The sequence below is a fragment of the Opitutus sp. ER46 genome (genome assembly GCF_003054705.1).
In the GTDB taxonomy this organism is placed as follows: Bacteria; Verrucomicrobiota; Verrucomicrobiia; order Opitutales; family Opitutaceae; genus ER46.
This window is the reverse complement of record NZ_QAYX01000023.1, coordinates 595,477-619,209: the sequence shown is the minus strand read 5'-3', so window position 1 is coordinate 619,209 and position 23,733 is coordinate 595,477. Positions and strand designations below refer to the sequence as shown.

Sequence of the window (23,733 nt, the reverse complement as noted above, 5' to 3'; positions counted from 1 at the left end):
GACCGGCAGACGTGGGAGAGAAAGAGAAAGACCGCCGGTGGTCCCCCCCGCCGTCGGTCCGAACGTTAAACCTTAAACCTTGAAACCTTAAACAGCGGCGCGTCCGCGCCGCGTCCGCGCGGCGCTACGGTATTCACCCACCTTCGCCCCACTCGTCCACACGCTAGAGTGACGCTGCTCCCCCCGGCCCCCGTTGCCCGTGCGCCCATCCTCCTCGCTCTTTCCCGTTCGCTCGCCGCACGACGCCGCCCGCTGGCGGCGTTTCCTTCTCGGCTGTTTCCTGTTCGTCGTCGGCGTCCGCTGTTTTCTCGTCGAACGCCTGGGCGCGAGCATCGCGCTGGTCGACGAGTGGGAAGCCACCGGACGCGAGGTGCTCTCCGCCTGGGCTCACGGCACGTTCTCGCTCGCCGCGTTGTTCGAGGCTCACAACGGCGACCACCGCATCGTTGCCACCCGGCTCTGGGAAATCTTCTGGTTCACCGTCAACGGCGCCTGGGACCCCAAGTTGGTCATGATTGCGAAGACGGTGATCTTCGGCGCCGCTGCCACCGGCTTCATCCACCTCCTCGCGGGCGCACTCGATCGCACCCGTTTCGCCCTCGGCACCCTGCTCGCCGCGCTGTTCGCCTTCCCCTTTGGCTACCGCAACCTGCTCTGGGCGTTCCAGTCGCAGTTCGACTTCTTTCTTCTCACCGCCGCCGGCGCGCTCTGCGCCGTCGTGGCCGGCCGGCGCTGGCTCGCCCTTGCCCTCGCCGCCGCGGCTCCGTTCACGCTTGGTGCCGGCCCCGTCGTCGCCGCCACCCTCGCACTCGTCGCGCTGCTCGCCGGCGTGTTCCGCCTCTGGCCCGCGCGCGCTGCGGTCGGCTACGGCCTGGTTGCGCTCGCGCTCGCCGCCGGTGGCGCCGCTCTCCGTGCCGCCCACGCCGCGCCACTCGGCCCACCGGGCGATCAGGCGTTCACCTTGGCCAAGCTGCTGGCGTGGCCGTACAGCAACTTCCTCCTCATCGTCGCTCACCTGCCCGAAACCGCCCGTCTCGTGCCTGGGTTCGTCCTGCGCCTTCCCAGCGCCGAACAGAGTCTCGTCCTCGCCGCCGCCCGCACGCTCCAGGCGCATCCCGCGCTCCACGTCACGCTCCACGTTCTCCTCGCGCTGCTCCTCACCACACCGCTGCTGCTCCTCGCCGCCCGCATCGCCCGAACGCGCCGGCTCCCTAGCGCCGCCATTGGCATCGTCGTCGTCGGGCTCCTCGCCCTCCTCCTGCAGGGTGCGTCCGCCGTCGCGCGCTCGACCGAGATCCTCGTGCAGACGCGCTTCCTCGACGTCGTCGCCCTCTTCGGCTTCACCGCCATGGCCGCCGCCGTATTCCTCGCCCGCTCCGCGCCGCGCCTGCGCCGCTGGCTGGTCCTCTGGGCCGCACTCATCGTGCCCGGTTACCTCGCCACCATGGGCGCCACCGCCATCCAACTTGCCCACGGCAAGGAGCGCGAGTGGGTCCCTGCCGTGCGCGCGTTCTTCCCGAGCCGCGACCTCGCCACGCTGCCGGAAAACACGAACTGGCAGCTCCCGATCCTCGAGCGTGATCCCACCGCGTTCGCGGCGCTGCTCGCGGATCCGGCGATGGCCGCGGTCCTCCCGCGCTCAATTCTCGCACCCGAGGAGCCGCCGCGACCCGTCGCCCGCATCGTGTTCGCCGTCGCGCGCCTCGGCTGGCTACTCGCCCTCGCCGGCACCGTGCTGCTCGCTACCGCCACCCGCGCCCCGCGCCACTGTCACGTATTGCGTGACACCTCCCGCCGCCGTTCCCCCGCCGAAGTGTCACGTATTGCGTGACACTTTTCGCGGCCTTTCCCTCGTACGCCCGCCGCCAGTGTCACGTATTACGTGACACTTTCCGCCCGAGACGCGTCCGGCGACTGTCACGTAATACGTGACACTTCCGGGGTGGCGCCACCCACCCGGGAATGGGGTGTGGACCTCCTTCCGGGAGCGGACGCCGCTTGGTGTGATTGCGAGCCAACATGCCTCCGCCGTTGCGTTTCGTCTCCCGGCTCGTCGCGCTGACGCTGCTGCTGGCGCTGCCGCGATCCGTCGGCGCGGCGCCCATCGACGAAGCGAGCCCGCGGCTGCCCGCGCCAGGCGACGCGACGCTGCGCCTCCTCTCGCCGACACTCCTGGAACTGGTGGTGATTTCCGCGCCCGGCCCCGATGATCCGCCGCTCCCGCTAGAGGCGACGTTCCGCGCCGCGGACTTCAAAGTCTCCGTCGCCGGCCAGCCCGTTACGGTCACCGGTCTCAGCTTCAAGCGCCGCGTGCTCTACGCGCCGATCAAGCGCCGCGATCTGCGGGTCGCGACGCACCTCATCGCGCAGCTCAGCGCGCCGGTGTCAGACAACCAGGAGGTTCGCCTCTCGCACGCAAACAGCCCGCTGTGGCCAGCGAGCAAGGTTTTCCACACCCGATCCGAGCCGCGCCGCTACAGCCCGGCGCTGCACGTCAACCAGGAAGGCTACGAGCGCGGCCAGCCCAAGGTCGCCTTTGTCGGGTACTATCTCGGCACAGGCGGTGAACTGCCGATCCCGGCCGAGGCAGGTTTCGACCTGCTCGACGCACGCACCGGCGAGCGCGTGCATCACGGCGAGCTCCGCCGGCGGCGCGAACAGGGGTTCGCCGTCGTGCCCCAGCCTTACCAGGCCGTTTACGAGGCGGACTTCAGCGCGTTCGATCGCGCGGGCACCTACCAACTCGCCGTCGCCGGGCTCGGCGCCTCCCTGCCGTTCCGAATCGGCGACGGCGAACTCCTGGGCGTCGCGCGCGCGTACGCACTCGGCCTTTACCACCAGCGCTGCGGCTGCGACGAAGGTCCGCCGTTCACGCGGTTCGCCCACGCCGCGTGCCACACCGCTCCGGCCGACGTGCCGCTGCCGGTCGACGCGTTCGCCAAAACCTGGGGAATCATCGCCGATCTCTACAAGGACGCCGGCCAACCCGAGCGCCCCGAGCAGCAGATCCACCGCGCGTCGGACCTCCTGTATCCGTTCGTGCGACAGGGCAAGGTGGACGTCTCCGGGGGGCATCACGACGCCGGCGACTACAGCAAGTACACGATCAACAGCGCCACGTTGATCCACGCGCTCGTGTTCGCCGTCGACTCGTTCCCCGGCGTCGCCGCCCTGGACAATCTCGGCATTCCCGAGAGCGGCGACGGGATCAGCGACCTTCTGCAGGAGGCCAAATGGGAGGCCGACTACCTAGCGAAGCTCCAGGATGACGACGGCGGGTTCTACTTCCTGGTGTACCCGCGCGACCGCCGCTACGAGAACGACGTGCCGCCCGATCGGGGTGACCCGCAGGTGGTGTGGCCGAAGACCACGGCGGCCACGGCCGCGGCCGTCGCGGCGCTTGCGCAGTGCGCGGGTTCACCGGCGTTCAAGCGGCACTATCCCGACGTCGCGCAGCGCTATCTTGCCCAAGCCACGCGCGGCTGGGCGTTTCTCGAGCGCGCGCTCTCGCAGCACGGCAAAGCCGACGCCTACCAGCGGCTCACGCACTACGGCGACAGCTTCCAGCACGACGACGAACTTGCCTGGGCCGCCGCCGAGCTCTTCGTCGCCACCGGCAACCGCGCCTACGAGCGTCGCCTCTTCGAGTGGTTTCCCAACCCGGGGGATCCCGCCACCCGCCAGTACGGCTGGCGCCGCGCCTCATTCGCCTACGGCAACGCCCTGCGCAGCTATGCCTTCGCCCCCCGCAACGGCCGGCTCGCCCGCAACCAGGTCGATGCGAACTATCTTGCCCGCTGCGAACTCGAGCTGCGCCGCGCGGGCGACGATGTCCTCCGTGCCTCCCAGCAGAGCGCCTACGGCGTGAGCTTTCCCGAGGCCTCGAAGCGCATCGGTCGCGCCGGCTGGTTCTTCGCCAGCGACGAGGCGTTCGACCTGACCGTCGCCTACCAACTGCAGGCGCGCCCGGCTTACCTCGCCGGGGTCCTCGCCAACCTGAACTACGAGCTCGGCGCCAATCCCGTGAACCGGGTGTTCGTCACCGGACTCGGGATACGCCGGCAGCACGAGATCGTGCACCAGTTCGCGCAGACCGACGACCGCGCGCTGCCCCCGAGCGGCATTCCGCTCGGCGCGGTGCAGTCGGAGTACCACTACAGCGGCCTGTACCGCGCCCAACTCGCCGATGAAAGCTGGCCGCGCGACAGCGGCGCGGGGCCGATCTACCCGCTCTACGATCGGTGGTCCGACGCCTACAACCTCTCCACCGAGTTTGTCGTCACCAACCAGGCGCGCAGCCTCGCCTCACTCGCATTCTGGGCCGCGCAAACCCCGGCGCGCACCCAGGCGTGGCGCCCGACGCCTGCGCGCATCATCGGCGCCGCCGGCACCGTCGCCGTCGGCGCTCCGCTGACCTTCCGGCTCGAGGCGGGCGCGCTCGATCTCGGCGCCGCCCGCATCGTCTGGGAGGCTCGCGACCAGCAGCCGGCGTTCGGGCCCACGTTCACCTTCGCCCCGACTGAGACCGGCGCACAATGGGTCGAGGCCGAGGCCGCGCTCCCCGACGGCCGGCGCGTCGTCGCGCGGCATGAGTTTCGCGCCACCGCCCCCGTCGTGTACTGGATCAACGGCGCGCTCCCCCGCGGCGCCCGCCCCTCCGCCCAGGGCGGTGACAACTGGGGCTGGATCAAGCCCGCCAGCAAACCGCCGGAGCTCGCTGCCGCGCACAGCACCACACCCCAGCACGAGTCGGCCCTCGCGCCGGCGATTCACGAACACGGGTTCGACGAGGCCGAGACGCGGCTGGAAGTCGATCCCGGCGACGTGCTCTTCGCCTGGATGTTCATCGATCCGAAGCACCCGCCGAAAACCATCATGCTCGAGTGGAACGACGGTTCGTTCGAGCACCGCGCGTACTGGGGCCCGAATCTCATCCCGTGGGGCAAGGCGAACACGCCCGGCCAGTGGCCCATGGGCCCCGTGCCGCCAGCCGGCCGCTGGGTCCGACTCGACGTGCCTGCCAAGGCCGTCGCGCTCGAAGGCCGCACCCTCAAGGGCATGACCTTCCGCCTGCACGGCGGGCGCGTGCGTTGGGACGCCGCCGGCAAGCGGACGCCGCCCGCGCCGCCCGACGCGAAGCGCTGAGCCGCCGACGCCCTCTCCTCCGATCGACCGCGCCCGCTGGGGTCGCGGCCCGGCCTTGCTTCGGGCACGCAACCCATTCTGGCGCGGGGAGAACCCGGGTAGGATCGCGCGCGACACCTGTGCCCATGATTTTCTCTCCCGATCGCGCGCGCCTTTCCTCGCCGGCCCCTCGCTCCGCGTCGCACTGTCGACGCGCGCCGGCCTTGTCCCGCGCCACCCCCTTTTGGCGGGAGGTCTGTTATTGGGGCATCGGCTGCCTGCTGTCGGGCACATTCCCGGCGCAGGCAGCCGATGCCACTTGGAACTACGCTGTCCAGGCCCACGCGACCGTCAGCACCTCTCCCGCCCGCATCACGCTCTCGTGGGTCGAGGACACCACCCCGGGGCGCAACGGCTACGTGCCCTCGTACACCATCGCGCGCAAGGCACCCGGCGAGGCGGCGTGGGGTTCGCCGCAGTCGGTGTCCGCGGGCCAGACGACCTGGACCGACGCCAACGTCCAGCCCGGCGTCGCCTACGAGTACCAGCTTGTCCGCGTGTTCGCCGATCCGGCCGTGCCGGACTGGGACCACGCCGCCTACGGCTATCTGCTCAGCGGCATCAACGTCCCCTTCTCCGACCAGCGCGGACGCGTGATCCTCGTGGTTGAGCAGACGATTGCCGACGACCTCACCGACCGCGTGCAGCGGCTCCGCAGCGACCTCGTCGGCGACGGCTGGCTCGTCACCCAGGTGAACGTGAACCGCAACGACACGCCCGCCAGTGTCCGCGACCGGATCCGTTCCGTGGGTGCGAGCTCGGGCGCCGTTGTCCTCCTCGGTCGCGTGCCCATCGCGAAGGCCGGCAACTACGCGCCCGACTTCCACGAGGACCGCGCGATGCCGACCGACGCCTACTACGGCGATGTCGACGGCAACTGGGTCGACGCCGATCGCAACGGCGTCTTCGAGGGCGACGAGATTCCCTCCGACATCGAGCTGGCCGTCGGCCGCATCGACTTTGCGGAGCTCGGCGGCATCGGCGCCGGACTCGACGAGGTGCCGCTCACCGCGCGCTACCTGGACAAGGACCACGCCTTTCGCCACGCCGCCCTGCGCTTCGACCGCCGCGCCCTGATCGGCGACCGCGTCGGGCTCGACCGGGGGCGCGTCCCCGCCGCAGGGGCGTATCGCGCCTTCTCCGCGATGTTCGGCGCGGAGAACATCTTCCTGGCGAACACCGAGGACGCCGCGGCGGACCAAGAGCGCTGGATCACGCTCCTGCAGCAAAACGCGCCGGCGTGGGCCTTTGGCAGCGGCGGCGGCGGCAATTCCGCAGTCGCGAGCCTCGGCCTCCAGGGCGAGTTCAAGTCCGCCACCAGCGCGGACGTCGCCCGCGCGCGCGCCGGTTTCTATCTCCTTTTCGGCAGCTACTTCCTCGAGTGGCAGCAACCAGACAACCTCCTCCGCGCCACGCTCGCCGCGCCGAACGGCGGCCTCGGCGCAGCGTGGTCGGGCCGGCCCAGCTTCATCCTCCACCCGCTCGGCCTCGGCCAGCCCCTCGCCGAGGGCATCCGGCTCACGCAGAACAACACGACGCTCTACTACAGCCCGGCCAACGCGTACCGCCGCGGCGTGCACATTGCGTGGCTCGGCGACCCCACGCTGCGCCTCGAATACACCGCGCCCATCAGCGGCCTGACCGGCTCGTGGCAGAACGGCACCGTGCAACTCGCCTGGAACGCCTCGCCCGACGCCGAAGCCGGGGGCATGGCGTACGTCGTGTACCGCGCGGCCGCCGCCGAAGGCCCCTACGCGCGCGTCAGCGCGCAGGCCGTTACCACCACGCAGTTCATCGACCGCACGCCCGCGACCGGCGCCACGTACATGGTGCGCGCGGTGCGAACGCACACGACCGCCAGCGGCACCTACGAGAATCCGAGCCAGGGGGTGTTCTGGAACACGACCGCCGCACCGTCCGACCCGCCGCCGCCCGCGCCGAAACCTGACGCCCCCGTCCGCTTCGGTCTGCCCCTCTTGTTCACCCCGCGCTCCGACGCGATGGGGCCGCGCCCGTGAGCCGCACCCGCGCGCATGCGCGTCGCGAACCTGCCGCCCTTCCAACTCCGCCGTAGCGCCACCTTCGGATGGGGTTCGCGCCCCGTTCCTCGGCGTGCCGCGATCCGGCACACTCTCGTCGCGCACCTCGGGCCGCGGCCCCACGCCGCATCCACCCCTGGTCCGAGTCGCGTTCCCTCTCCCGCATGAAAACCCTTCTCGTCACCGGCTCTTCGGGCCTGATCGGGTCCGAAGTGTGCACTTACTTCGCCCGCGAACTCGGCTACACGGTCCACGGCATCGACAACAACCAGCGCGCGACCTTCTTCGGCCCGCAGGGCGACACGCGCTGGAACCAGCGGCGGCTCGCCCGCGACCTCCGCGGCTTCCAGCATCACGAACTCGATATCCGTGATCGCGCTGGCGTGCTGGACCTCGTGCGGCGGCTGAAGCCGGCCGCCATCGTGCACACCGCGGCCCAGCCGAGCCACGATCGCGCCGCGGCCATCCCGTTCGACGATTTCGACACCAATGCGGTCGGCACGCTGAACCTGCTCGAAGCGGCGCGCCAGGCGTGCCCGGAGTCGCCCTTCGTGCACATGAGCACGAACAAGGTATATGGCGACGCCCCCAACCGCATCGCGCTGCAGGAGCTCGAGACCCGCTGGGACTACGCCGACCCGCATTTCGAGCACGGCATTCCGGAGACGTTCACGATCGACCAGTCGAAGCACTCGCTCTTCGGCGCGTCCAAGGTCGCCGCCGACGTGATGGTCCAGGAGTACGGCCGCTATTTCAATCTGCCGACCTGCGCCCTGCGCGGCGGCTGTCTCACCGGTCCCAACCACACGGGGGTCGAGCTGCACGGTTTCCTCAGCTACCTCGTGAAATGCAACCTCGAGGGCCGCGAGTATCGGCTCTTCGGTTACAAAGGGAAGCAGGTGCGCGACAACATCCACTCCCTCGATGTTGCGCGCTTCATGGCGGCCTTCGTCGCCGCGCCGCGTGCCGGCGAGGTGTACAACCTGGGGGGAGGCAAGGGTAACGCCTGCTCCGTGCTCGAGGCGTTCAAGCTCGCGGAGAAGTTCTCCGGCAAGCCGCAGGTGTACACGTACGTCGAGCAGGCCCGCGCCGGGGACCACATTTGCTACTACAGCGACCTGCGGAAGATGCGGGCGCACTATCCCGCCTGGGACATCACCCAGTCGCTCGAAGACACCATTCGCCAGATCGTCGACGCCTGGCCGCGCCGCGGCGCCGAAGCCACGGCGCCGGAATCGGCGGCGTTAGCCGCGCCGGTCAACCACGCGCCCCTCGCCGCGGCCGTCGCCTAACCTCCCCATTGCCGCCCATGCCCACTCCCGCCCCGCTCTCGCTCTACTCGGTGATCATCCCCGCCCGCGACGAGGAGGAGTCCCTGCCGTCCACGATCGCGGACATCGTGCGCGCCTTCACGGCGGCCGACATCCCGCACGAGATCGTCGTGGTGGATGACGGCAGCCGCGACCGCACCTGGGCCGTGTTGCAGGACCTGAAGGAGCAGTACCCCACGCTCGCGCCCACACGGAATACCGGAGAGCACGGCTTTGGCCGGGCCATTCTCTGGGGCCTCGATCACAGCCACGGCGACGCGGTCGTGATCATGATGGCGGATGCGTCGGACTCACCGGAGGACGCCGTCACCTACTGGCGTCTGTTGAACCAGGGGCACGAGTGCGCGTTTGGCAGCCGATTCATGCCTGGCGGCCACGTTTACGACTACCCGCGGGTGAAGCTGACAGTGAACCGCATCGCGAACTTCCTCGTGCGGGTCGGGTTCGGCATTCCGCTCAACGACACCACCAATGCCTTCAAGGCCTATCGCCGCACGGTGATCGACGGCTGCCGGCCGTTCCTGAGCGCGCACTTCAATCTCACGGTGGAGATTCCACTCAAGGCGATCGTCCGCGGTTACCGTTTCGCCATCACGCCGATTTCCTGGCGCAACCGCCGTTTCGGCGTCGCGAAGCTCAAGATCAAGGAAATGGGCAGCCGGTACTTCTTCATCTGCGCGTACGTGTGGCTCGAGAAGTACTTCAGTCGCGGGGATTATCGACGCCGCGAGCCGCGGGAGAGTCAGCTCCTCACGCTCGCGCCCCGCTGAGCGTCGCGCCGCCCCTTCGGCGGCGCCGCACGGCAGGAGATCCACGGGGTTCAGCCGTGGATCTCCGTTTCGGAAGTGATCAAGCGCCGAACATCTGGCGCAACGCGTTCGCCATCTCCTCGTGGCTTACGTCCCGGAGATGCGTCGCGACGCCCCAGCGATGGCCGAACGGATCGTCGATCGTACCGTAACGGTCGCCCCAGAATTGGTCCGACGGCGGCATCACGACCTTGGCGCCGGCCTTCACCGCCTGGTCGATGAACGCGTCCACGTTGGGCACCTGCAGATGGATCGTGACGGGCGTTCCCTTGAGGGTGGTCGGGCTCAGCGCGCCCCACTCCGGTGCCTCCTCGCCGATCATCACAATGGAGTCTCCGATCTGGATCTCGGCGTGCACGAGCTTCCCGTTAGGTGCCTTCATCGCCATGAGCTCGGTGGCACCGAACGCCTGCTTGTAGAACGCGAGCGCCTCGAGCGCGTTCTTGATGACGAGGTGCGGCGTTACCGTGTGGCGGCAGCCGGCGGGTTTGGCCGTGGCGTTCGGCGCGTCCATAGTGGTGGTATTCTTCATTGTGGGTGTGGGATTTACGGCAGGGCCCCTCATTGGGCCGCACCACCCCTACAACGAACCAGCCCGGGGTTTCCGGACACGGGGGGCAAAGTGCCCCCCAAATCTTTCTCTTACTCTTCCTCTTTCTCTTACTCTCGAGGCCTTGGTTCTCGTTCTCGGCCGGCGGACGTCGGCCGATCAGGTCGGAGAGAAAGAGAAAGAGTACGAGTAAGAGAAAGACCGGCCAGTCGCGGACCAGGTCCCTGCAACGTTCCAACCTGCAACTTGCCAACTCTGGCGGTGGCGGCCACCGCCGGCGCCGGCTCAGCCGCGACTGGCAGCCTGCCGGGTCGTCCGGTGGGCCTTTACCGCTGTCGCGATGGCCTCGGCGATCCGCTGGCGGTGAGCGGGATCGGCGACGCGCCGGCCTTCGGTGTCGTTGGAGAGGAAACCGGCTTCGACCAGCACGGCCGGACAAGACACGGAGCGCAGCACGCTAAACCGGAAGCGCTTCAACCCGCGGTCCTCGGCATGCGTGCCCATGACCAAGGCCCGCTGCATCTGGTAGCCGATGACCGCATTCCAGTGGTCGTGCGCGTTACCCGGGAAGCGCGTCCGCAGCATCTCCAGGTCGCGCTCCCGTTGCGGCGTCGAGCGGTCGCGCAGGGGCGTCATCACGAACGTTTCCACCCCGGAGACGGTGCGGTCCGAAAACGCGTTGAAGTGCAGGCTGATGAACAGATCGGGCCGATGGCGGTCCGCCAACGCGGCGCGCTCCTCGAGCGAGACGTACCGGTCGCGCGTGCGGGTCATCACCACGCGAAAGCCCGCCGCCGTGAGCAGGCCCGAGAGCCGGCGGGCGATGTCGAGCGTGAACGTCTTCTCGTGCAGCCGCAGCCGGAGGTTCTGGTTGCCGGGATCCCGCCCGCCATGCCCGGGATCGATCATGACCGTCCGCAGGGGCGAAATCCGCGGGCCGAGTCGTGGCACAAGAATCGGGGCGAACAATCGTTCGGCGTCGTTGCGCGCGATGTACAGCGAGCCGAGCCGCGCCACCACGGGCTCGCTCAGGAAGACCGTCACGCCGTTCAGCCGCGCCTCCACGCGCCGCACCGTGAACTCGAGCGTCGTCCACGTGCTGCGCAGCCGCAGCGTGTCGCGCGCGGTGATCCACTGTGGCGCCAGCCCATGACGCCGACCGACGTCGCGGACATCCACGTAGTCGACCCCAAACAGCCGCACCGCCTCGTACGCCGATGCCGCCCGACTTGCCGGCGCGAGCGCCAGGACCACCAACGAAATGAAGAGCGCGAAGCGAAGAAGGGAACGAAGGGGACGAAACATCACGACGAGCCGTCCACGCTGCCGGTCGTCCCGCGGCTGTCGATGCTCGATCGCGAGCTCGGAACCGACATCAGCCGACTGGCCGCCGACATGGAGACGTCGATTCGCGACGCCGAGGCTTTCATCCGCGGCCTGAAGCAGGAGCCGTCGCGGTAGGCGTCCGCAGGCCGGCACCCTCGCGCGAACCCTCGGCCAGGGTCGCGGCCAGCTCCGCGAGCACTGCGGCATGGCGGGACTCCCGTCGCCACGCCGCATGCATTTCAAAGCAGATGGCCGGCGGCTGGAGCCGCGCGAATACCACGCCCGAGTGCGGGAGCTTCCGCGTCATCGGCAGCACATACCCGACCGCCCCGCTCGTCGCGACGGCGACGAACATGGAGGCGACGCTGTCGACGCCCGCGACCACGCGCGGCGTGAACCCCGCCTTGGCGGCCGCGGTGCGGAGCAGGTCCACGCGACCGGGAAAGGCATGCTCGTCCCACACGACCCAGTCTGCATCGCGCAGGTCCGACAGCGTGAGCCGGCGGCGCTTCGCGAGCGGATGGTCGGCCGCGAGCGCCAGCACGGCATCAAGGGCACAGAGCCGCCGCGTGGCGAATTCCCGCTCGAGCCGCGGGCTCACGCCACCCACGAGCGCAAAATCGAGTTCGTCCCGCCGCAACGCCGCCACCAGGTCCACCGGCGTCAGCTCCACCGGAGTCAACGAGAGCTCGCGATGCGCCCGGGAGAATCGCCGCAGCGCGGCCCCGAAGTAGTCGGTCCACAGCGTGCCGTAGTGCCCCACCCGCAGCGATCGCCCGAGCGTGCGCACCTCGAGCACCGCCTCCTCCGTCGCGGCCAGGATTTCCCGCGTGCGCCGCAGAAACTGCTCCCCCGCCGGCGTCAGCGCCGTCTGCGTGCGGTGGCGGCGCAGGAGCGTCACACCCAGCTCGCCCTCGAGATCGCGGATCTGGCGCGAGAGCGCAGGCTGCGTGACGTGCAGCCGCTCGGCGGCGCGCGAGAAATGAAGCGTTTCCGCCACGACCGCGAAGTACCGGAGATGCCGCAGTTCCATGTCCCCCCAGCAGGCGACATAACCAAAAGGCATACGAACAAAAAATCCCGGCATTAGCCGCGGCGCGCCGGATCCGCTAGCATCGCGTTCTCCGCTCATGAAACCACTCCTCCTGCTTCCCGCCTTCTGGACCCTGTTCTCCCTCGCCGCCACCGTCTCCGCCGCGCCGCAAACGCTCGTGCAGCTCGGGGGCGGCCAGCCACGCGCCAGCCGGCTCTCCGAGAGTGTGGTCGTGATCATCGATGCGCAGCGCGAGTACCTGCCGAGCGGTCGGGTACCCCTGGCGGGCATCGACGCCGCGTTGTCCGAGATCGACCGCCTCCTGCAGCGGGCCCGGGCCGCCCATGTGCCGATCATCCACATCCAGCACCTGAGCCCCGCGGACAGCCGCCTGTTCGCCGCCGGCTCGCCTGGCGCGGAGTTCGCCCCCGGCGCGCAGCCGCTCGCGGGCGAGACGGTGATCCCCAAGCAGCGGCCGAGCGCCTTCGCCGGCACGACCCTAGCCGAGTCGCTGCAGCGGCTCGGACGCCGTGAACTCATCCTCGCCGGGGCCATGACCCACATGTGCGTGAGCACGACGGCCCGCGCCGCCATCGACCATGGCTATCACGTGACCGTCGTGGCGAACGCCTGCGCCACGCGCGACCTGCCCGACCTGCGGGGCGCGACCGCCCCGGCGGAGACGGTGCACCGCGTGGCCCTAGCAGAACTCGCCGACCGGTTCGCCACGGTCGTTGCGAGCACGACCGACCTCCCGAACTAGGCCGGCCGCCAGCCGGGCTGACCGCGCGGCGGGCAACGTGCCCGGCCGCGGCCTCACCTCGCCGCGGCAGACCCACAGCGCGGCGACGTGGCGGCGGCGCCAACCGACACATGCCGGTGCGCCGCAAACAAATGCAACCAACCGCCGTTTATCGCGTCAGAACGGGCGCATGACCCTCCTCCGCGCCTGGTTGCTGCGCCTTCGGCTCCTGCCGGCGGGATGGACGATCGCGCTCCTCGCGGCCGCCGGCATGGTGTTCAGCGCCTATCCGGTCGTGTTCCTGGGCAAGAGCTACGTTTCGCCGCACTACGGTTCGCCGCTGCTATACGAGTCGCCGCCGATGCTGCCGCAGGCGCGGCCGGCGCGGACCACAACGGTGCAAGGCTCCGACGTCGGGGCGCTGATGTGGCAGCACGTGCCGTATTCGATGTTCCAGCACCGCGCGCTGGCCGGTGGTGAACTACCGGTGTGGAACCGCTACTCCGCGTCCGGCATCCCGCTCCTGGGCCAGGGCCAGACGATGTTTGGCGACCCGCTGCACTTTCTCGTGATCGCCGCGCGGGGGGCCGCGTGGGCCTGGGACCTCAAATTTCTGCTCGCGAAATTCCTCCTGGGTCTCGGCCTCGGCTTGACCGTGCTGGTCGCGACCGGTCACCACGGCGCCGCCGGTTGGGTCGCGTTCGCCGCGCCGTGCATCGGGTTCTTCGTCTTCCGCGTGAATCACCCCGCGGTCTTCAGTCTCTGCTACGCCCCGTGGCCGCTCTACTGCTGGCTCCGTCTCGCGCGCAGCACCCGCCGGCGCGCCTGGGCGGGCTGGCTGGGGGCACTGCTCCTGGCGAACTTCGCACTGCTGCACAGCGGCACGATCAAGGAGGCGTATGTCCTGCTCATGGCGCTGAACCTCACCGGGGCGCTCGTGCTCCTGCTGGACTGGGCTCCCTGGCGGACGCGTCTCGCCAAACTCGCCTTGGCGGCGTGGGCCGGCGTCCTGTTCGTCGTCCTCACGCTCCCGACGTGGTGGACGTTCCTATCGGTGCTTCAAGATGCCCGCACGAGCTACGATCTCCCGGGCGCGCGGCAGCTCTCCCTGTCCCTCCTGCTCGCGAGCTTTGACGAAGCCCTCTTCCGTCCGCTCACGCCCGGCACCGTCGTGCTCGATCCTTCCGCCAACTTCCTGGTCCTTGGCGGCTGCCTCTACCTCGTGGCGGGCTGGCGTCGGTTTCGCGCCGACCGCACGTTCCTGGCACTCGTCGCCGCCACGCTGCCGGCGATGGCGATCGTGTACGGCCTCGTGCCGGCGCGCTGGATCAGCGCCGTGCCGTTCCTCGGGCAGATCATCCACGTCGATAACACATTCTCCTGCGTGCTGATCATCCTTTGGAGCGTGCTCGCGGGCTATGGCTTCGCTGCCGCCGCGGCCCGGCTGCGGAAGCCGGTCGGCCGGCGGGACCTGCAGATCGCGGGCGCCGCGCTGGCGGTTCTCCTCGGCGCCTACGTCGTCGGGCTCCTCACCTATGTCTCGCCCGAAACGAAGCCCGTCGCGGGCCGCCTTGGCAGCGAGCCTTTCGTCTGGGGCTATCTCGGCGTGCTCGTGGCGGCGCTGTTCGGCTTGAGCCTCGCTATCCGCCGCGTGCTGACGGACCGCCGCCCCACGCGCGGGCGCGCCGCCGGCATCGCGTTTTGCACGCTCGTTCTACTCTGGCGTCCGGGTCTCCACGCCGAGGTCGGCTTCTCGCACTTCACCGTCCGCCCCGGTCCGCGCGCCGACCTGCACGCGCCGTCGCCTGCGCTGGAGCAACTCCGCCCGGAACTCGCGCGAGAGCCGGGGCGGGTGGTCGGACTCCGCCGCACGCTCATGCCCGGCTGGTCCGGTGTGTACGGCATTGAGACGATCAGCGCGCCCGACGCGCTGATGAACGTGGCGTACCGGGAACTGATGGAGGCGTCGCCCCTCCGACGCGAATGGGACTGGCGCTATCACCTGGAAGCCGCGGACGCCGCCCGCTGCCAGCGCTTCCTCGATTTCCTGAATGTCCGTTTCTGCGTGCTCGACGCCGGCAAGGCTCCAGCCGGCCTCCCCGGCTGGGTGGTGCGAGGGACGCAAGACCTGGGCGTTTACGAAAGCCCATCAAGCTGGCCCCGCGCGTTCTTCACCGATCGCGCGCGGCGGTATGAGCACGCGACCGACCTGGTGCGCGAGATCGAAACCGGAGACGGACGTCCCTTCGCGGCGGTGCAACGCACCACCGCGCAATCGCTTCCGGCAACGTTGCGGCTCGATGACACCGTTGGTCCCCGCCGCATCGTGCCAGCGACCCGTTACCGGCTGACCGAGGCCACCACCACCTTTCACATCGCGGCGCCCACCGCCGGCCTCGTGGTGCTCACAGAGGCGCGGTGGCCCCGCCACGGGCAAGTCCGGGTGGATGGGCAAACAACCGCGTTGCTGCAGGTTAACCATGCCTTCCAGGGCGTCCTGGTGAACGCGGGCGGGCACGAGATCAGCGTTTCGTATCAGCCGGAAGGGCTGGCGTCGTCGCTGCGTCTGAGTGCGGGCGCCCTGCTCCTGCTGATCATCAGCGGGGCCGCGCTCTTCGCGTGGCCTTCCCGGCGGCTCGTCGGCGGCAAACCGGCCATCCAAGCCGGCCCGGATCGTGCAGGATGCAAGGTGTAACCTGATTTTGGAGACGCTCCGCAAGGGCCGAGCGTGATTTGGCAAAAACCGCGCTACGGTCCGCGCCGAGGTGGCCGAAAGATAGCGATCCACCAATCAATCCCGCTGTTTTCTGCCACCGGCGAGCGGGGAAGTTCGCTGTCTTTCGCCATGAAGAAATGGAGTCTCCGCAAACGCATCGGAGTCGGCTTCGGCCTGCTCTGCCTCACCTTGATCGTGCTCGGCAGCTTCGCCCTCGTGCGCCTGCGCGTCGTCGGCCGCCACGCCAGCGATGTCAGCTCGCTCTTCACCAAGCAGGGCGCGCTGGCCACCGAAGTGCTGGCGCGCGCCAACGCCGTGGCGATCAGCGCCCGCGGGTACGACGTCACTTCGGACGACACCCATTGGCAGGTCGTGGAGAGTGATCTCGAGCACACGCGGGCGGCGGTGAAGGCGATCGAAGCCTTCAGCCGCGCGCACGGGGAACTCACCAGTCTGCGCGACGGTCTCGCCACCGCCTTGCCCGCCTTCCAGCGCTATCAGACCACGCTCGCGGAGTTCCGGGAGTCCACTCTCGCCTTCCAGGCGCAGTGGAACGAGCTCGTCCCCGCCGGGGGCCGGTTGTTCGAGGCAATCATGGCCGTCACCACCCAACTGGAGCAGGCCAGCACCGAACTCGCCAAGGGTGGTTCCGCCGCGGCCGTCCATGAGAACGTGGTGCTGATGAAGCTCCTGGCCGACGCTTTCCGCGATGCGGCCGAAGTCCGCATGTCGTGCTGGCGCGTGGTTGGCACGCAGGATCCGCAGCACGCGGTCGCAGCGAACGCCCGCGCAAAAGTCGCGGCGTTGAAGCTCCTGCAACTGAAGGAGCGCTCCCGCAGCGCCGCGATCGTCGCACGGCTGGACGAAGCCATCGCGGCCCTGCGGACCTACGAGCAAGGCACCCTCAGGCTGAAGGACGCCATCGACCACAAACTCGCGGCCCGCGACGCGCGGACCACCGCCTATGGCGTGTTCGCCGCCGCGGTGAAAACCATTCAGCAAGGCTCGACCAACCTCGTGGATGCCGGCGCGACCGATACCACCGCACGCGTCAGCAGCCTCATGGTGCTCCTCGTCATCGGCGGCGCGGTGGCCGTCGTCATCGGAATCGCCACGGCCGTCATCGTCACCCGCCAGACGAACCGCGTGCTTTCGCATGTCGCCCAGATACTCTCCGAGAACTCCGAGCAGACCGCGTCCTCGTCCGACCAGGTTTCAAGCGCCAGCCAGACCCTCGCCAACGGCGCCAGCGAACAGGCCGCCAGTCTCGAGGAAACGAGCGCCTCGCTCGAGGAGCTCTCCAGCATGACCAAACGCAACGTGGAGAGCGCCGAGCAGGCGAAGACATTGTCGGACCAGACGCGGCTCGCCGCCGAGACCGGCGCGAAGGACATGCGCCAGATGGAGGCGGCCATGGACGCCATCAAGACCTCCTCCGACGGCATCGCGAAGATTATCAAGGCCATCGACGAGATCGCGTTCCAGACGAACATCCTCGCGCTCAATGCGGCGGTCGAGGCCGCCCGCGCCGGCGAGGCCGGCATGGGTTTCGCCGTGGTCGCCGACGAGGTGCGCAACCTGGCCCAGCGTTCCGCGCACGCCTCCAAGGAGACCGCGCAGAAGATCGAGGAGGCGATCAGCAACAGCGAAGCCGGTGTCCGCATCTCGCACGCCGTGGCCAAATCGCTCGGCGAAATCGTCGAGAAGGCGCGCCGGATGGACACGCTCGTCGGCGAGATCGTCCTCGCCTCCACCGAGCAGAGCCAGGGGCTCACGCAGGTGAACACCGCAGTGGGTCAGATGGACCGCGTGACGCAGTCGAACGCCAGCAGCGCCGAGGAGACCGCGGCCGCGGCCGAACAGCTCAAGGAGCAGGCGTCGGTCCTGCGCACCAACGTCGCCGAGCTGCTGGCACTGGTCCACGGCGTGAATGAGCAGACCGCTGCGTTGGCGCAGACCCGACGGGCGGAGCCGGTCGCGGGGGCCGCGGGCAAGCCAGCGCGCATCGCGTCCCAAGCCGCACCCCGTTCGAAGCCAGCCCCGCACGCACGCAGCACGCCCGAACTGACCTTCGAAGATGTCGATCCGCGGCACGGGGCTTCGCACCGCAACGGCAACAAGAGCGCCGGAGCCGACCTGAACTTCGAGGATTTCACCTCGCGCCCCACGTCCCGGGTCAACGCGACCAACGGGCGAGGGCGCAACGGAAGTCACTAACGCCGGCGGGCGCGGCCTCGCCGCGCCCTGCCGACCGAACGCGCCGGGCGTGCCCCGGGGTATCCACCCGCGTCGCACGCCCGCGCCGTCACTTACTTCAGCATCTCGGTCAGGAGCGGCTGCATCGCCTCGGCCCAGAGCTGGTAGCCCGCCGGGGAAGGATGGAGCTGATCGGGCATGATGAAGTGCGGGATCTTCCCGTCCTGTCCGAGGAAACGCTCGTTGATATTCAGGAAGCGCACGGTCTTGCCGTCATCGAACTTCGCGAGGCCGGCGTTCACCGCGTTGATGACCTCCATGCGGCGGTTGGAATCGGCTTCGTCGAGCACGCCCTTGACCTTGCGCGGCCCGCGCGGGAACACCGCGAGCACGAGCACCTTCGCGCCGGGGACCTTGGCGCGGATCATCTCCACGATCTTCTTGTCGGCAGCGATGATCTCGTCGGCCGTGTGCTGGCCGGTGTTGTTGGTGCCGAGCATGAGCACGACGACCTTGGCCTTCACGCCGTCGAGTTCGCCGTTCTCGATGCGCCAGATCACGTGTTGGGTCTGGTCGCCGCCGATGCCGAAGTTGGCCGGCTGCAGCATGCCGTAGAAATAGTCCCAAATGTGCGGCGCCTTCCGCCAGCCCTCGGTGATGGAGTCGCCCAGGAAGAGGACCTGGATGGGCGACTTGGCCCGTTCGAGGAACTCGGCGTGGAGCCGCTGGAAGCGGCCGCGCGGATCCTTCTTCTCGATGGCGGCGCTGGCGTCCTCCCTGGCCGCGGGGGCCGCGGCGGCGGGCGCGGCCGGCGGCGGTGTGGTGGGCGCCGGCTGGGCGCAGACGAGGGACGCGAGGACCGTGGCGGAGAGCGCCACGCAAAGGCGGCGCAGGGTATTTTTATTCATATTGGAGTCGAACTCGCCTCCGGTTCAGCCACACGGCCCGGGAAAGCTCAAGCCCCGCGGGTGGCATGTCGTCGACACCACCGACGACGCTGCCGCGAGCGCGGGCGCATCTCGGCGGAGCCTTCCCCGCCCCACGCCTCAATCCGCCCGCAGCGCCTCGAGCGGGTCGAGCCGTGCCGCACGGAAGGCCGGGAGCCAGCAGGCGATGCCGCCGGCGAGCGCAACCGCGACCATCGCGGCCAGCACGGGCCCGAGCGTCAGGCCGTCCATGTGGTACACGAGCGTCTTGAGCACGGAGGCCAGGGCGAAGCTGCCGGCGACGCCGAGCGCGAGTCCGATCGCCACCCAGCGGCCGCCCTGGACCAGCACCAGGCGGAGGATGTCCCGTCCGACGGCCCCGATCGCGATGCGCACCCCGATCTCCCGCGTGCGCTGCTGTACGTGGTAGGAAAGCGTGCCGTACAGGCCCACCGCCACGAGGCCGAGCGCCGTGATCATGAAGAAGTTCACCAACCCGGCGACCGCACGGTGACCCTGCGTCGACTCGCCGACGACCTGCCGCATCGTGCGGACCTGCCGCAGCGCAAGTTCGGAATCGATAGCCGCCAACTCGCGCCGCAGCAGCGGCGCCAACTGGTCGAGGGGCCGCGCCGTGCGAACAATGAGGCAGGCGTTGACGCCCCAGTGGCCCTCGGGAGTCGTGTACATCTCGGGCTGCACCGCGGCCTCGGCGCTCCATTGTTTCACGTTTTCCACCACGCCCACGACGCGCGCCGTGAACCACGGCTTGCCGGAAGTGTTGCCCCGGATCAACTGCCCGATGGGGTCCTTGTCGGGCCAGGCCTTGGTGACGAACTCCTGGTTCACCACCACCCCGCGAATGTCCCCTGTCCGATCCTCCGCGCCGAGTAGACGTCCGCGCAGGAGGCGCACGCCCATCGCGGCGAAGTAGTCCTCGGTGACCGATGAGCGCTCGACCAGCGTGCGGCGCTGCGTCGGATCGTAGGTCTCGTCGTTGACGAGGACGTTCGTATTGCTGCCGCCCTCGAGCGGGAGCTTCGAGGTCAGGCCCACCTGCGTCACCCCGGGGAGGGCCCGGACGCGCTCGGCAATTTGATACCAGGTGCGAACGCGATCGGCGTCCTCCTTGTACCGCGGGCCGCGCAGCGCGATGCGCGCGGAGACGACCTCGTCGGTCGCCAGCAACCGGTTCTCCTCCCACAGCCGCGAGTAGCTGGCGGCGAGCAGGACGGCCCCGTTGGCGAGGACAAACGCCACGGCGACCTGCGCGATGATCAGGAAACGCAGCATGCGGTGACGCTGCGACGAACCGACGGCGCCGCGCGCGTCGCTGCGGATCGCCCCAAGCGGAGAGGTGCGCAGCGCGGCCAGGGCGGGCGGCAGCCCGGCCAGCAGCGCGGACACCAGGGTCGCCACGACCGCAAAGCCGAGCGCGAAGAAATCAACCGCGATGGCGGCCTTGCGCACGTCGCTCACGGGCGTGAGCACCCGTAGCACCTCGACCCCACCATAGGCCAGCGCGACGCCGAGCGCCGCGCCGGTCGCGGCCAGCACGAGGCTCTCCAGCAACGCGAGTCGGATCAGGTGCGCGCGCGCCGCCCCCAGTGCCACGCGCACGGCGAGTTCGCCCTGCCGCCGGGCGCTGCGGGCGAGCAGCATGCTCGCGACGTTGCCACAGGCCACGAGCAGCACGAGCGCGACCGCGGCAGACAGCATCCAAATCTGGTTCTTAATCCCGCGCGTGATCTCGAAATGCAGCGACCGCACCAGGAATTTCTTGTGCGTGTTGCTTTCCGGATACTGCGCCGTGAGCCGCCGGCCGATCGTCTTGATCTCGGCGTCGGCCATGGCGACCGAAACGCCCGATTTCAACCGGGCAATGCCCAACAGGCCGTGGTTGTCCCGCCGCGCCTTCTTCGGATCGATGGCATACGGCAGCCAGAGCTGCGGGCTGTCCGCCCGCATCCACGGGCTGACGAACTCGAAGCTCGGAGGCATGACGCCGACCACCTGGTAGTCGGCGCCGTTGATCCTCACCTTGCGGCCGAGCGCGTCGCGACTCCCGCCCAACACCTGTTGCCAGAGCGCATGGCTGATGATGGCCACCGGCGGCGCGCCGGTCTCGTCATCCGCCTCCGTCAGCAGCCGGCCGAGCATCGGCGCCACGCCAAACGCCCGGAGCACATCGGCCGTGCCGGAGATGGCGGAAACCGACTGGGCGTTTTCCTGCCCGAAGTTGACCGGCATCGGCTGGTACACGCCGAAGGCGGTGAAACACGAAGCCTGCTGCCGGAGGTCGAGAAAGTCGGCCTGCGAGAGCGGCCAGCGGTCCCCCGACCACACGTGCACGAGCTGCTCACTCTGCGGGAAGTGAAAGGGGGTGAGCACGAGTGCGCGCAGCGCACTGAAGATGGTGGTCGCGGCACCGATGCCGACCGCCAGCGTCAGGACGGCGGTCAGCGCGAAGCCGCGCGATTTGGCGAGCGTACGAACCGAGAGACGGAGATCCGAGAGCATGCGTCATCACGAAAACCCGCGGGCGGCCGAAACGTTACAGGGCCGTTTTCGCTGCCGTGCAAACGGAAGGTGGAAAACAAGGAAATGCGGAGCGGCGCTCCGCGGGACTCAAGCCGGGCGGCAGCCGATGGTAACCAAGCCCTGGCTGAGCAAGGGTTGGCGCTCGACGAGACGCGCGATGGCGAGGAGGCGGTCCAGCTTTGCCGGATCGGCGACCGCCGCGGCGGCGTCCGGGGTGTTCCAGCCGGGCCCGGCGACGCCGAGCGTCTGCTCCACGGCAAAACCGTGCACGCGCAACTCCGCCTCGAGTTCGTCGGGCAGGTGGAAGTACGCCTTCAGCATCGAGCGGATGCGCGGTGGATTATTGTCCCGCACTCCCGTGCTCACCTCGTGTTCGATGACGGAGTAGTAGGCGTCGTCGAACACCAGATTCTGCGAGAGCCCGTACACGAGCCCGGCGTGGCGTGAAATTGCGAAGCCAAAGACAAGCCCGCGCGGGCGCAGCAGCCGCCTAGCCTCCGCCCACACGCGGTCGCGATCCGCGCGTGCAGCAAGGTGATACAACGGACCATGCAGAATCACCGCATCGGCACTGCCGTCCGGAAACGGCAGCGCGCGAGCATCCGCGACGACACAGCTGCGCAGCGGATGGACGCGGTCGTTGCGCTGCCGCGCCAGGTCCACGTGCCGGGGCACCAGATCGACGAGGTGCACGGCGTAGCCGAGATCAGCGAGCCAGAAAGCGTAAGGGCCCGTCGCGCCGCCCACATCGAGAACGTCGGCGGGAGCCGGCGGCAGATACCGGCGCAGGATTTCTTCCGTATGCCGACGTTGCAGCACGCCATACGGATCCGCGAGCCGCTTGTCTTCGTCGAAGTGCTCGTAGCTGCCCAGGATTTCATCCGCGGCATGATCTTTCATGCGCCCCGATGTAGCCCCCGCCGGGCACGCCGGCGAGTCTCAGCCGAATTGGCCGCGCGCCCGAGCGACGGAATCACGCGTTGGTTCGGGAAAGCCAACGATGCGAGGGCAGGAGGGCTGCAATTATAAAACCCCGTCGGACGGAAACTTATCGAATAATGTCCAGATACTCCGGAATAATGTCCGGATACTTTCCTGCGGCATTATGAAGAAAGCCGCCGCGCGCGCTCACAGTTCGCGCAGGGCCTTTGCGACGGGTTGGCGCGCGGCGCGCACCGCCGGCAGCAGACCGCCGATGATTCCAATCACGGTGGCGAGCACGACTCCCTGCAGGAGCAGCGCGGGGGTGACGGCAAAGGCGAAGGTGACTTGGCTGAAACTCTGCCAGTTCACCGTGGCAGCCTGGAAACCGTTGAAACCCAGATAGGCGACCACCGCGCCCAGCGCGCCGCCGACCAACGCGAGCGCGATCGACTCGAGCATCACCGCCACGACAACGGCACCGCGCCCGAAACCGAGCGCCCGCAAGGTGGCGATCTCCCGTGTGCGCGCAGCCACCGAGCTGTACATCGTGTTCAGCGCGCCAAACACCGCGCCCACGGCCATGAGCGCGGCCACGAGATAGCCGAGCGTCGTGATCAGCCGCACCAACGCAGTGGACTGCTCCGCGTAGTAGTCCGCCGTGCGCAACACTTTCACCTCCAGGCGCGGGTTCGTCGTGAGCGCATCCTTGAAAACGCGGAAGGCCTCGGGCGATTCGAGCCGCGCGGCAACCGACTGGAAGCTGTCGCCACGCTGGTAGGCAGACTGCAGGACCGTTGCGTCGCTCCAGATCTCCGATTCGGCCGCCCCGCCCTCGGCGGAAAACACGCCGACCACCGGCCACTCGCTGCGGCCAACCTTGAGCCGGTCGCCAACGCGCAGGCCGGCAAATGTCCGCGAGGCGCCGACACCCACGATCACCTCGTTCTTGCCCCAGGCAAACGCCCGCCCCTCGACGATCCGCACCTGGTCCCGCACGAGGAACGCGGGACGCTCCACGCCGCGCAACGGGACATTGGCATCGGTGCCGGTCGAGAGCTTCGGGAGATTGATGATCACGAACAGTTCCGCCGAAGAAAGCGGCCCCTCCGCGCGGCGCACGATTCCGGGCGTGTCCGCAATCAGCCGCGTCTGCTCGCGTGACAGCCCGCTCACCATCTCGGTGTCCGCGCCGCTGCGCAGCACGATGACGGTGTCGGGCGCGCCCGAGGACATCATGGCCCGCCGGAAGCCGGCGCCGATCGACAAGACGCCCACCAGCACCGCCACGACCCCGGCGATGCCGCACACCGCCGCCGCCACCGAGCCGCGACGCTGGGGGATGCCGAGCAGACCGAACGTCGTCACGGCGCCGATCTGGGAGAGCCAATTGAAGAGGGAGGACAACGGGGAAGTGAG

Annotated in this window: 15 protein-coding genes; 8 read left to right on the top strand and 7 right to left on the bottom strand. The window is 69.1% G+C overall.

Annotated features, from left to right (window positions below; all coding sequences use genetic code 11):
• The first annotated feature begins 199 nt into the window (after positions 1 to 199).
• The 5 genes from DB354_RS15405 to DB354_RS15385 all read left to right on the top strand — a co-directional run bounded on the left by DB354_RS15405 (position 200) and on the right by DB354_RS15385 (position 9,324).
• Positions 200 to 1,831 (top strand): hypothetical protein, encoded by a 1,632-nt coding sequence (locus tag DB354_RS15405; protein WP_107836517.1) that lies wholly within the window; start codon positions 200 to 202, stop codon positions 1,829 to 1,831.
• A 188-nt stretch (positions 1,832 to 2,019) separates the two neighbouring features.
• Positions 2,020 to 5,145, top strand: a complete 3,126-nt coding sequence (locus tag DB354_RS22530; RefSeq protein WP_199226861.1) for a glycoside hydrolase family 9 protein — start codon at positions 2,020 to 2,022, stop codon at positions 5,143 to 5,145.
• A 203-nt stretch (positions 5,146 to 5,348) separates the two neighbouring features.
• On the top strand, positions 5,349 to 7,202 hold the full coding sequence (locus DB354_RS15395) for a fibronectin type III domain-containing protein (protein WP_158277557.1): 1,854 nt from the start codon (positions 5,349 to 5,351) through the stop codon (positions 7,200 to 7,202).
• A 185-nt stretch (positions 7,203 to 7,387) separates the two neighbouring features.
• Positions 7,388 to 8,515, top strand: coding sequence for an NAD-dependent epimerase/dehydratase family protein (locus DB354_RS15390; RefSeq protein ID WP_107836515.1), 1,128 nt, complete (start codon positions 7,388 to 7,390; stop codon positions 8,513 to 8,515).
• A gap of 17 nt (positions 8,516 to 8,532) precedes the next feature.
• Positions 8,533 to 9,324, top strand: coding sequence for a glycosyltransferase family 2 protein (locus tag DB354_RS15385; protein ID WP_107836514.1), 792 nt, complete (start codon positions 8,533 to 8,535; stop codon positions 9,322 to 9,324).
• Between the two features lie 79 nt (positions 9,325 to 9,403).
• On the opposite strand, the gene DB354_RS15380 is transcribed toward DB354_RS15385, so the two are convergent.
• From DB354_RS15380 to DB354_RS15370, 3 genes are all read right to left on the bottom strand, one after another.
• Positions 9,404 to 9,895, bottom strand: a complete 492-nt coding sequence (locus DB354_RS15380; RefSeq protein ID WP_233256655.1) for a VOC family protein — start codon at positions 9,893 to 9,895, stop codon at positions 9,404 to 9,406.
• Positions 9,896 to 10,198: 303 nt separating this feature from the next.
• Complete coding sequence (locus DB354_RS15375) at positions 10,199 to 11,218, bottom strand: N-acetylmuramoyl-L-alanine amidase (protein ID WP_146180274.1); 1,020 nt, start codon at positions 11,216 to 11,218, stop codon at positions 10,199 to 10,201.
• Positions 11,219 to 11,339: 121 nt separating this feature from the next.
• Entirely contained in the window at positions 11,340 to 12,305 is a 966-nt protein-coding gene (locus DB354_RS15370) for a LysR substrate-binding domain-containing protein (protein WP_158277556.1), read from the bottom strand.
• 64 nt (positions 12,306 to 12,369) lie between these two features.
• Between DB354_RS15370 and DB354_RS15365 the strand changes: the two genes are divergently transcribed.
• The 3 genes from DB354_RS15365 to DB354_RS15355 all read left to right on the top strand — a co-directional run bounded on the left by DB354_RS15365 (position 12,370) and on the right by DB354_RS15355 (position 17,947).
• A complete protein-coding gene (locus DB354_RS15365) occupies positions 12,370 to 13,035 on the top strand; it encodes a cysteine hydrolase family protein (RefSeq protein ID WP_107836510.1) in 666 nt (221 codons plus the stop codon).
• Positions 13,036 to 13,204: 169 nt separating this feature from the next.
• Positions 13,205 to 15,709, top strand: coding sequence for a hypothetical protein (locus tag DB354_RS15360; RefSeq protein WP_107836509.1), 2,505 nt, complete (start codon positions 13,205 to 13,207; stop codon positions 15,707 to 15,709).
• A gap of 150 nt (positions 15,710 to 15,859) precedes the next feature.
• Positions 15,860 to 17,947: a methyl-accepting chemotaxis protein gene (locus DB354_RS15355; RefSeq protein ID WP_107836508.1), complete on the top strand. Its 2,088-nt coding sequence runs from the start codon at positions 15,860 to 15,862 to the stop codon at positions 17,945 to 17,947.
• Positions 17,948 to 18,039: 92 nt separating this feature from the next.
• Here the strand turns inward: DB354_RS15355 and DB354_RS15350 are convergent, their stop codons facing one another.
• The 4 genes from DB354_RS15350 to DB354_RS15335 form a co-directional block, all read right to left on the bottom strand.
• Entirely contained in the window at positions 18,040 to 18,834 is a 795-nt protein-coding gene (locus tag DB354_RS15350) for a GDSL-type esterase/lipase family protein (protein ID WP_199226860.1), read from the bottom strand.
• 138 nt (positions 18,835 to 18,972) lie between these two features.
• Positions 18,973 to 21,372 carry an ABC transporter permease gene (locus tag DB354_RS15345; RefSeq protein WP_107836507.1) on the bottom strand — a complete coding sequence of 800 codons (2,400 nt, stop codon included), beginning with the start codon at positions 21,370 to 21,372 and terminating at the stop codon, positions 18,973 to 18,975.
• 108 nt (positions 21,373 to 21,480) lie between these two features.
• Positions 21,481 to 22,293, bottom strand: coding sequence for a class I SAM-dependent methyltransferase (locus DB354_RS15340; protein WP_107836506.1), 813 nt, complete (start codon positions 22,291 to 22,293; stop codon positions 21,481 to 21,483).
• A gap of 228 nt (positions 22,294 to 22,521) precedes the next feature.
• Positions 22,522 to 23,721 carry an FtsX-like permease family protein gene (locus tag DB354_RS15335; protein ID WP_107836505.1) on the bottom strand — a complete coding sequence of 400 codons (1,200 nt, stop codon included), beginning with the start codon at positions 23,719 to 23,721 and terminating at the stop codon, positions 22,522 to 22,524.
• Positions 23,722 to 23,733: the final 12 nt, after the last annotated feature.